The sequence below is a fragment of the Streptosporangium sp. NPDC049644 genome (genome assembly GCF_040675205.1).
Classification (GTDB): Bacteria; Actinomycetota; Actinomycetes; order Streptosporangiales; family Streptosporangiaceae; genus Streptosporangium; species Streptosporangium fukuiense.
In genome coordinates this window covers 16,738-27,086 of the sequence record NZ_JBFAOJ010000115.1, presented here as the reverse complement: position 1 = coordinate 27,086, position 10,349 = coordinate 16,738, and the positions used below count along the sequence as shown (strand labels likewise).

Below are 10,349 nucleotides of genomic sequence, written 5' to 3'. Positions count from 1 at the left end.
CTGGCCGTCAGCGGATTGTCACCCGTGATCATGACCGTGCGGATGCCCATCCGGCGCATCTCGTCGAACCGCTCACGCATCCCCTGCTTGACCACGTCCTTGAGATGAACCACCCCCAGCACCCGCGCCTTACCGTCGACGACCTCACCGACGACCAGCGGGGTGCCACCCGAGGCCGAGATGCCGTCGACCAGATGGCCGACCTCCTCGGTCGCGTGGCCGCCGTTCTCACGCACCCACCTCATCACGGCCGTCGCCGCGCCCTTGCGCACCTGCCGGCCGTCGACGTCGACCCCCGACATGCGGGTCTGGGCGGTGAACTCCACCCACTCGGCGTGCGCGAGCTCGCCCGGCTGACGTTCGCGCAGGCCGTACGCCTGCTTGGCGTAGACCACGATCGAGCGGCCCTCGGGGGTCTCGTCGGCCAGGCTGGCCAGCTGCGCGGCGGCGGCCAGCTCGTCGGCGGAGATCCCCGAGGCGGGCTGGAACTCCGATGCCTGCCTGTTGCCCAGCGTGATCGTGCCGGTCTTGTCGAGCAACAGGGTGCTGACGTCTCCTGCCGCCTCGACCGCGCGGCCGGACATGGCCAGCACGTTGCGCTGGACCAGGCGGTCCATGCCCGCGATACCGATGGCCGACAGCAGCGCGCCGATCGTGGTCGGGATGAGGCAGACCAGCAGCGAGGCCAGCACGATGCCGCTGACACCGTCGCCGGTCAGAGCCAGGGAGTCGGCGGCGCCGGGGTTGACGTTCTTGGCGTAGATCGCCATCGGCTGCATGGTGATGGTGGCGACCAGGAAGATGATCGTCAGAGCGGCCAGCAGGATGTTCAGTGCGATCTCGTTGGGCGTCTTCTGCCGGTCGGCGCCCTCGACCAGGGCGATCATCCGGTCGATGAAGCTCTCGCCCGGCTTCTGGGTGATGCGGACGATGATCCGGTCGGACAGCACCCTGGTACCGCCGGTCACCGCCGAACGGTCACCACCCGATTCGCGGATCACCGGTGCGGACTCACCGGTGATGGCCGACTCGTCGACCGAGGCGATGCCCTCGATCACGTCACCGTCGCCGGGGATGATCTCCCCGGCTTCGACGATCACGTGATCGCCCTGCTTGAGCTCCGACGCGCCGACGGTGCCCCAGGAGGACACGTTCGCGCCCGGCGCCCAGCCGGAGAGGCGGCGGGCGGTGGTGTCACGCTTGGTGGCACGGAGCGTGGCGGCCTGCGCCTTTCCCCGTCCTTCCGCGACGGCCTCGGCGAGGTTGGCGAAGATCACCGTCAGCCACAGCCAGACGGTGATGGCCCAGGCGAAGAACGACGACTCGCCGGTGGCGGCGAGGACCGTGGTGGCCAGCGCGCCGATCTCCACGATCAGCATCACCGGGTTGCGCCACAGCGAGAGCGGGTTCAGCTTCCTCAACGCGTCGGGCAGTGACTTGATCAACTGCTTGGGGTCGAGCAGACCACCGCCGACCCTGCCGTTCTTCTGCGGCGCCTGCGCCTGTTCCGGCGCCTCGAGCACTGGGGTGGACATCAGCTGATTCCTTCTGCGAGCGGGCCCAGCGCCAGGGCCGGGAGGAAGGTCAGAGCGACCAGGATGATCGTGACGCCGACCACCATGCCGACGAACTGCGGCCGATGGGTGGGCAGCGTGCCTGCGGACTCGGGAACCGGGGCCTGCCTGACCAGCGATCCGGCCAGGGCCAGTACGAAGATGATCGGCAGGAACCGGCCGAGCACCATGCACAGACCGAGCGCCACGTCGTACCACGGCGTGTTGACGGTGACACCGCCGAACGCGGAGCCGTTGTTGTTCGAGGCGCTGGTGAAGGCGTAGAGGATCTCGGAGAACCCGTGTGGGCCGCCGTTCAGCATGGCCGCCAGACCCGCTTCGTTGCCCATGGCGACCGCCGTGCCGACGAGCACGAGGATCGGAGTGACCAGGAAGTACATCGAGGCCAGCTTGATCTCCCGGGCGCCGATCTTCTTGCCCAGGTATTCGGGGGTACGGCCGACCATGAGCCCGGCCACGAAGACCGTGATCACGGCCAGCACGAGCATGCCGTACAGGCCCGCTCCCACCCCGCCGGGCGCGACCTCGCCCAGCATCATGTTGAACAGCGGCATCATGCCGCCGAGCGGAGTGTAGGAGTCGTGGAAGGAGTTGACCGCGCCGGTGCTCGTGAGGGTCGTCGCCGCGGCGAACGTCGCGGAGTTGGAGACGCCGAACCTGACGTCCTTGCCCTCCATCGCCGAGCCGGCGGCCTGCGGCACGGTGGCGTCGGCGCTCAACTCGAAGACGTTGGTCAGCACGACACTGGCGATGGCGATCGTCGCCATGACGGCGAGGATCGCGTGGCCCTGCCTGACCTGGCCGACCATCTTGCCGAAGGTGCGCGGCATGGCGAACGGGATGAGCAGGATCAGGAAGATCTCGAACCAGTTGGTCCAGCCGGTGGCGTTCTCGAACGGGTGCGCCGAATTGGTGTTGTAGAAGCCGCCGCCGTTGGTGCCGAGTTCCTTGATGACCTCCTGGCTGGCGACCGGGCCACCGGTGATCGACTGGGTGCCGCCGGTCAGGGTGCTCAGCTCGTGCGGGGAGGCGAAGTTCTGCACCAGGCCGCCGGCCACCAGCACCAGCGCGCCGACGAAGGCGATGGGCAGCAGGATACGAACCGTGCCGCGCACCAGGTCGACCCAGAAGTTGCCGATGGTGTCGGCCCGGTTGCGGGCGAAACCGCGCACCAACGCGATCGCCACCGCCATGCCGACGGAGGCGGACACGAAGTTCTGTACGGCCAGCGCGGCCATCTGCACCAGGTGGCCCATGGTGGACTCGCCCGAGTACGCCTGCCAGTTGGTGTTGGTGACGAAGCTGATCGCGGTGTTCCAGGCGACGTGATCGGGCACTGGGTCGAAGCCGAGTGACAACCACAGCCTGTCCTGCAGACGCTGCATGCCGTACACGAACAGGATGGACACGACGGAGAACGCCAGCACGCTGCGGGCGTAGACACCCCACCGCTGCTCGGCGTCAGGGCGGACGCCGAGCAGGCGGTAGATGCCGCGTTCGACGGCACTGTGCCTGACGCCCGAGTACACGCGGTACATGTGGTCACCGAGCGGCTTGTGCGTCAGTGCGAGAGCGATGACGAGGGATGCGACGAAGATGATCCCGGCTGCCGTCGTACTCACTAGAACCGCTCCGGAAACAGCAGGGCCACGACCATGAAGATCACCAGGCCGGCGGCCACCACGAGGCCGATGGCGTTGATGGCGCTCACAGGCGCTCCACCGCCTTGACGACGAACCCGAAGATCACGAATAGCGCGATCGTCAGGGCGACGAAGATGACGTCAGCCATCCCCACTCCTCTAATCCGGATGTTTGGTCTTTCAACACCCACAGCAAAGCGGGAGATTTAGGAGATTTTGCCGTCGTTGACGCATCTCATACGCTCGCAGGCCGACCGTTGACGCCTTCTTGACGACACGGCGGAAACGGTGCGCAGGAGTGCCGTCAGGAAAGGCGCGCCTGCGACGCCGCCTCGACCGGCGGGACCCGCGCTTCACCGCGGAGTAAGGATCACCCGACGTGGACGTGCGGCCTGCAGGTGATGTCCGGTTCCGCCTGGCGAAGGACCTCCCGGGTCATCGGCGGTACGTCCCCGCCGCCGAACAGCAGGTAGCGCAGCATCGCCGCCACCGGATTGCCCTCGGTCCAGTGGAAGTAGATGTGCGGTATCCGGCCCGTACGGTCACGCAGGTCGAGCAGGAGCGCGGCCAGCGAGTTGGGCACCGTGGGGCTCTCGAAGCACAGGATCCGGTGGCCGAAGCGTTCCTCGCCGTGCACGACCAGCTCGGTCTCGAACTCCGAGGCGTCGACGACCGTCACCTCGACGAACATGACCTGCTCCGAGCTGCGCAGGCGGTGGTTGAGCCACTGCTCGCGCAGCTTGTCGTGGTATTCGGCCTGGTCACGTTCGTGCGGCTCGTTGGCGATCAGGTGCACCTCGCCGCAGGACCCGTTGACGAACTGCTCGGCCAGCGGGTCATAGGTCACCTCGGTGACGCGCAGTTCGGTGGAGCGGGTCGTCCGGGAGATGAGCGAGGTCACGATGATCGCCACGATGAAGAAGGACGCTATCTTCACCCCGTCCGGGCGCTCGAACACGTTGTCCACCAGCGTGAAGGCGAAGACGGCGGAGACGGCGGCGAAGCCGCCCGTCAGCCTGGTCTGGCCCTTGCGCCACGCGGACAGCGTCACGGCGACGGAGGCGGACAGGATCAGCACGAGCACACCGGTGGCGTAGGCACCGCCCTGGGCTTCGACGTCTGCGTCGAAGATGATCGTGATGGCGAAGCCGATCGCGCTGAACACCAGGACCAGCGGGCGCACGGCCCGCGTCCAGTCGGGCGCCATACCGTACCTGGGCAGGTAGCGCGGCACCAGATTGATCAGGCCCGCCATCGCCGACGCCCCGGCGAACCAGAGGATCGCGATGGTGCTGACGTCGTACAACGTGCCGAACCAGTCGCCGAGGAAACCGTGCGCCAGGAATGCCAGCGCCCGTCCTGAGGCCTTGCCGCCCTCCTCGAACTCCTTCTCCGGGATCAGCACGGTGGTGACGAGGCTACTGAGGATCAGGAAGACGCTCATGATGATGGCCGCCGAGGTCAGCAGCCGCTTGGTGCCCTTGATCCGGGCCTGGACGTCGCCCTTGACGATCGGCATCACCGCGACGCCCGTCTCGAACCCCGACAGGCCCAGCGCGAGCTTCGGCATCACCAGCAGGGAAAGCCCGATCATGGCCATCGGGCTGGTGTAGGTCGTGGTCAGCGCCTGTTGCCAGTCGATGACCAGGTTGGGGGCGTCGAGCACATGTGTGACGGCCACGGCCACCACGATCGCGTTGAGCACGAGGTAGACGCCCACCAGGACGACGGCGATGCCGATCGCCTCGCTGAAGCCCATCAGGAACACCCCGCCGAGCAGGGCGAGCAGCACGAGCGTGACCAGCACCCGCCGGCCCGACAGGAAGTCGGGAACGAACGGGTTCTCCAGGATGTGGGCCGTCGCGTCGGCGGCCGAGAGCGTCATCGTGATGACGAAGTCGGTGGCGGCGAACCCGAGTAGAGCGAGCACGAACAACTTGCCCCACCACTGCGGGGCCAGCTTTTCCAGCATCGCGATCGAGCCCTGGCCGTGCGGGCTCTCCTCCGCGACCCTGCGGTAGACGGGCAGCGCCCCGAACAGGGTGAGGATGACCAGCAGCAGCGTCGCCAGCGGTGACAGCGCGCCGGCCGCGAGCGCCGCGATGCCCGGCTGGTAACCGAGGGTGGAGAAGTAGTCGACGCCCGTGAGGCACATGACCTGCCACCAGGTGTGCTTCTTGTGCGGACCGTGCTCGATCTGTCTACGGTCGGTCTGCAAGCCCTTGAGCAGCCACGCCTCTAGTGGCCCAGTCCTGCCGGCCACTGTCGGCCCCTCCCACATCAATTACCCGTAAAGCCGCAATGCACATTACTGACGTCAGAGCCCATCGATTCACGGCCAGGCGTCAAGAAAACGTCAATATTCACAGACAGGGCGTATGCGGCTATAAGCCGCGCACCGGGACACTGCACGACGCTCCCGCGGGGGATGTCCAGGCTGAGAACGAAGGTCGGCTCGATGCCCCGACCGCTCGTCCGGAGCCGGGACACTTCGCTGAGCGCCGCAGTATTTCCGGTTTAGCCTCGGCCGGGTGAGAATTCGGTCACCGGTGGCTGCGTCCTCGCCGCGCGCTTACCACGGCCTCGGTGACCGGGTGACTTTCCTTGTGCTTCAGATTCAACGGCCGGTCGATCGCGCGAACCACGCTCAGCCTCGCTTTTGTCGGTAAACTTGGGATTCGTGTCGTTCTCCACCAGGATGGGCACTCATGGATGAGCGGCTGACCGTCGTGGTCGGGTATCCGCAGTCAGAGTTGCTGGACATCGCCTCGGTGACCACGCCGCTCCATATGGCCAACCAGCTGGGGGCGGCTCCCCCCTACCGGACACGCCTCGCCACCTCCGGTGGCAGGTCGCTGCCCTGTGACTCGGGTTTGACGCTGGAAAGCCAGGAAGCCCTCGAACACATCACCGGGCCGCTCGACACCCTGGTCGTCTCCGGCGGGATCGGTCACGAGATCGCCGCGGGCAATCCTGTGCTCCTGGCACACATACGTCGGCTGGCCGCGGTCAGCAGGCGGGTGGCGTCGGTGTGTACGGGCGCGACCCTGCTGGCCGCCGCCGGGCTGCTGGACGGGCGGCGCGCCACCACGCACTGGAGGTACGCGGGAGCGCTCGCCGCCCACCACCCCAACGTCACGGTCGATCCCGGCCCGCTCTACATCCGCGAGGGACACGTGTCGACCGCGGCCGGCGTCACCAGCGCCCTGGATCTGACACTCGCCTTCATCGAGGAGGACCACGGCCCTCACCTGGCCCGCGTCGTGGCGCGTGCCCTGGTGACCTACTTGCAGCGGCCGGGCGACCAGGCACAGATCAGCATGTTCGTGGGCGCGCCGCCGCCGGAACATCCGCTGATTCGACAGATGGTCGACCACATCGTCAACAGCCTCGACGGTGATCTGAGCCCCGCGACGCTGGCCGCCAGGCTGAACGTGAGCGAGCGTCACCTGAATCGGCTCAGCCTGGAGCACCTGGGCCAGACGCCTGGCCGCTTCATCAGGCAGGCACGCACGCAGGCGGCCGAGCAACTCCTCGTCTCCTCGTCGCTCTCCGTGGCGGACATCGCGGCCCGCTGCGGGTTCGGCTCCGCCGAGAGCCTTCGCCGGTTGTTCATCGCCGAGTTCGGCGCCTCCCCCACCCGCTACCGCCAGGCCCGGGCCGAGCGCTCCCGGTGAGGGCCCCCGAAAGGCTCTACGTGGTCGCCGTGCCGGCCGGGCTGGAGTTCGGCTCCGCGTTCTTCGCAGTGATCGCAGAGGATCGGTTCGAATCGGATCAGGCGCGACTAACTACCCCCCAACGGGGCAGGTGGCGCGCATGGTGAACTTTTCGGACATTGTGCTGGTCTTCCTGCTCCTCGCCGCCGCAGGCCTGGTCGTCCGCTACTGCACACGGCAACACCGCTGACCCATCTCGAACAGCAGAGACGTCCCGTTGTCCGTCAGGTGAGGGCATCGTAGTGCGCCCTGCCGGTGATGACCTGATCTCCGGAAGTGACGAAGTACGAGTTGCCTTCCTTCTGGCGAGAGGGCGATGTGGTCCAGGCCGCGCGCCTCGAACCCGTTATGCGTGGCCCGCTTTGCGGAAGAGGTAGCGCATCTCCACCGCGTTCTCCGTCAGTTCGGCGGCTGCGAGGAAGTCGGCCCGGGCCAAGGCGGCATCGCCCTCCCGCTCCAGGAGGTGAGCGCGGATCGCGTGCGCGCGTTGGCGAGTGAGCGGGTGCTGGAGGAGCCCGTGCTCGCGGTCGAGCTGCTCCAGCAGCGACCGGGCGCGCGCGGCGCCGTAGGCGTGGGCGACGGCGACGACCCGCGCGAGCATGACGTGCCCGCCGGGCTCGACCTGTTCGAGACCGAGGTACAGCGCCGCGATCTGCTCCCAGTCCGTCTCGTCGGCGGATGCCGCATTGGCGTGGACCGCGGCGATGGCGGCCTGCAGCTGGTAGGCGCGGACGGCCCGCTTCGACCACGCCGCGCGGATGAGCTCCGATCCTTCGCGGATCATCGCGTGATCCCACCGGGTCCGGTCCTGCTCGGCGAGGGGGACGAGGTCGCCGGTCTCCGTCATGCGCGTGGACCGGCGGGAGTCGGTGAGGAGCATGAGAGCGAGGAGTCCGGCCGGTTCGGGATCGTCCGGCAGGAGCCGGTGCAGCAGCCGCCCGAGCCGGATCGCCTCGGCCGTGAGATCGGTGCGGGTGAGCCGCTCCCCGGAGCTGGCGGTGTAGCCCTCGTTGAAGATCAGGTACAGCACGCGCATGACCGCCGACACGCGGGCCGGCAGGTCGCCGTCGGGTGCGAGCCGGAAGCGGGCGCCGCTCCTCCTGATCTGCTGCTTCGCCCGGCTGATCCGCACCGCCATGGTCTGCTCGGCGACCCCGTACGCATGGGCGATCTCGGACGTCGTCAGACCTCCTACGGCACGCAGTGTCAAGGCGATCCGGGAGGCGGACGACAGCGCGGGATGGCAGCACAGGAGCAGCAGGTTCAGGCTGTCGTCGTGATCGGCGTCGACGGCGTCCGTGTCCGGATCGATGATCTGCGGCCGAGATGCGACGTATGCCTCCTCACGGCGGTGCGTCGCCTGCTCGGCGCGGAGAGCGTCGATCATGCGCCGGTATGCGACCCGGATCAGCCAGGACCGGGGCTGGTCGGGGATGCCGTCGTCGTACCATTGCCGGCTGGCCGCGAGCAGCGCGTCCTGCACGGCCTCCTCGGCGATGTCGAAGCGGCCGAAGCGGCGGACCAGCGCGCCGAGCACCTGCGGCGCCTCGGTGCGCAGCAGGTGCTCGAGCGCGTCGGGCCGGGGCCTCAAGCGAAGTCGTCTCCCATGATGGGGCGGATCTCCATCGGCTCGCCGAGCACCTCGACCATCCGGGCGACGATGTCCTTCGCACGGTCGAGGCCGGACACGTCGATGACGGCGAACGAGGCGAGCACCTCCTTCAGCTCGGCGAACGGGCCGTCCGTGAAGATGACACCGCCCTCGGACCTGCGCACGGTGGTCGACACCGCCGGATGCCCCAGGCCCTCGCTGGTGACGAACTCGCCCGTGGCGCGCAGTTCCGCCTCGAACCGCTGGTACGCCGCGAAGGCCGCGAGGGCCTCCTCCGACGGGCTGTCGGCCGTGGCTTCGTCCCAGCCGGCGGTCGGCGTGTAACTGAGGATGAGGAACTTCACGATCTCTTCTTTTCCGATTCGAGGACCCTTGTCAGGCTACAGAGCCGGCGGGGCGGCGACGCAGCCGGCGTCCGGCGACGACGGTGCACCATCCGAAGGCGAAGACGCCGGTGATCGCGACCTGGATGCTGGCGACCTCCGGCATGACGGGGAGCAGCAGAACGAGCGCCACGATGCCGTCGCCGATGGCGGCGGCGACGCGACGGCCGCGGATGGCGCGGACCAGCGCCACCACGACGGCGGCGGCGAGCGCGGTGAAGCCGATGATCGCGGCGGCCGTGTGCACGGCGGCATGCCACGAGGTCTCCGCGGCCGGGCCGTCCGCGGCTCCGACCGGGAAACCGTACGCCGCGTCCTGTGGGAAGAGCCCCGCGACGATGAAGCCGAGGCCGCCGAGGGCGATGAGCACAGGGACGGCGCCGCGGCCGATGCCGGTCGTCACGATCCTCCGGCACGCGATGGCGAGACACACGAGCCCGAGGCCGGCCAGCACGAAGGTCGTCATCTGGATCCATCCGAGCTCACCGGTGGAGAGCTGGCTGATCGGGTGCACCCGAAGGTCGAAGCCGGGGCGGGTCGCCATCTGCACGATCGCGGACAGATAGAACAGCGGGCCGGCCGCCGCTCCCGCGATCAGGAGGGCACGCGTCGCCGGATCCCGGCGCGCCGATGCGGCGCGGTGGTGATCGAGGGCAGCGGACGAGGTGGTGTGCGTGGTCACGGTGTTCTCCTTCGTACGACGGAAGTGACGTTGCACCGATACCTCGGAGTCGAGCAGGGGTTCTTCACATCCCGGCCCGATCTCCTGGAACTTTCTCGCGACTTGATGTCAATCGCCGCCGTGGGTCTCCGACGTGTCGGTGAACGCGACCCGCCGGGCCGCCCACGAAAGGACGCAGCATGAACGACACCCCGCTCGACAACGTCACCGCCGAGGAGATCGACGCCTACGGCCTCGGCGAGCAGCCCGCGCCCAGCAGCGCGGTGGCCGCGCTCGACAGGCTCGTCGGCGAGTGGACCGTCACCGGAGGAGCCGAGGGCGTCATCCGATACGAGTGGATGGCCGGCCGGCACTTCCTGCTGCAGCACGTGGAGCTGCGGCAGTTCGGCCAGGGCATCACCGGCCTCGAGGTCATCGGGCACCTCCACCCCTTCGGAGAGCCGGCCGGCACGGACGTCGTCTCCCGGTTCTACGACTCGATGGGCAACACGCTCGACTACGTCTACGAGATCGACGGCGACACGCTCACGATCTGGGCGGGGGCCAAGGGCAGCCCGGCCTACTTCCGCGGAACCTTCGAGGACGAGGACCGCGTGCTCGACGGAGCGTGGGTCTACCCCGGCGACGGCGGCTACCCCTCCACGATGACCCGCCGATAGTCGACGCCGGGAGGGCTCGCCTCGACGGCGGAGAGCCTCGGGCGAGCCCTCCCGCTCCCCCGTACCGGAACAAGAACGGAG

9 protein-coding genes are annotated in these 10,349 nt (G+C 68.3%); 2 read left to right on the top strand and 7 right to left on the bottom strand.

Features of this window, described 5'->3' with window-relative positions:
• From kdpB to AB0J58_RS38640, 4 genes are all read right to left on the bottom strand, one after another.
• The coding region (gene kdpB, locus AB0J58_RS38655) for a potassium-transporting ATPase subunit KdpB (RefSeq protein ID WP_364225253.1) at positions 1-1,535 on the bottom strand (1,535 nt) is incomplete at its 3' end.
• Positions 1,535-3,196, bottom strand: a complete 1,662-nt coding sequence (kdpA, locus tag AB0J58_RS38650; protein WP_364225250.1) for a potassium-transporting ATPase subunit KdpA — start codon at positions 3,194-3,196, stop codon at positions 1,535-1,537. The genes kdpB and kdpA, both read right to left, overlap by 1 nt.
• Positions 3,196-3,285: a K(+)-transporting ATPase subunit F gene (gene kdpF, locus AB0J58_RS38645; protein ID WP_343983740.1), complete on the bottom strand. Its 90-nt coding sequence runs from the start codon at positions 3,283-3,285 to the stop codon at positions 3,196-3,198. The genes kdpA and kdpF overlap by 1 nt, the downstream gene beginning before the upstream one ends.
• 301 nt (positions 3,286-3,586) lie before the next feature.
• Positions 3,587-5,479 carry an amino acid transporter gene (locus tag AB0J58_RS38640; protein ID WP_364225247.1) on the bottom strand — a complete coding sequence of 631 codons (1,893 nt, stop codon included), beginning with the start codon at positions 5,477-5,479 and terminating at the stop codon, positions 3,587-3,589.
• A gap of 445 nt (positions 5,480-5,924) precedes the next feature.
• On the opposite strand from AB0J58_RS38640, the gene AB0J58_RS38635 reads away from it, so the two are divergent.
• Positions 5,925-6,893 (top strand): helix-turn-helix domain-containing protein, encoded by a 969-nt coding sequence (locus AB0J58_RS38635; RefSeq protein WP_364225245.1) that lies wholly within the window; start codon positions 5,925-5,927, stop codon positions 6,891-6,893.
• A gap of 385 nt (positions 6,894-7,278) precedes the next feature.
• Here AB0J58_RS38635 and AB0J58_RS38630 read toward each other — a convergent pair whose 3' ends face one another.
• Genes AB0J58_RS38630 through AB0J58_RS38620 form a run of 3 tightly spaced genes read right to left on the bottom strand, consistent with a single transcriptional unit; the run spans position 7,279 to position 9,609 of the window.
• Complete coding sequence (locus AB0J58_RS38630) at positions 7,279-8,523, bottom strand: sigma-70 family RNA polymerase sigma factor (protein WP_364225242.1); 1,245 nt, start codon at positions 8,521-8,523, stop codon at positions 7,279-7,281.
• Positions 8,520-8,888: a YciI family protein gene (locus tag AB0J58_RS38625; protein WP_343983722.1), complete on the bottom strand. Its 369-nt coding sequence runs from the start codon at positions 8,886-8,888 to the stop codon at positions 8,520-8,522. Before AB0J58_RS38625 ends, AB0J58_RS38630 begins: the two co-directional genes overlap by 4 nt.
• Before the next feature lie 31 nt (positions 8,889-8,919).
• Positions 8,920-9,609 carry a DUF998 domain-containing protein gene (locus tag AB0J58_RS38620; RefSeq protein ID WP_364225240.1) on the bottom strand — a complete coding sequence of 230 codons (690 nt, stop codon included), beginning with the start codon at positions 9,607-9,609 and terminating at the stop codon, positions 8,920-8,922.
• A 179-nt stretch (positions 9,610-9,788) separates the two neighbouring features.
• Between AB0J58_RS38620 and AB0J58_RS38615 the strand changes: the two genes are divergently transcribed.
• Entirely contained in the window at positions 9,789-10,268 is a 480-nt protein-coding gene (locus AB0J58_RS38615; protein ID WP_364225237.1) for a hypothetical protein, read from the top strand.
• The last annotated feature ends 81 nt before the right edge of the window (positions 10,269-10,349 follow it).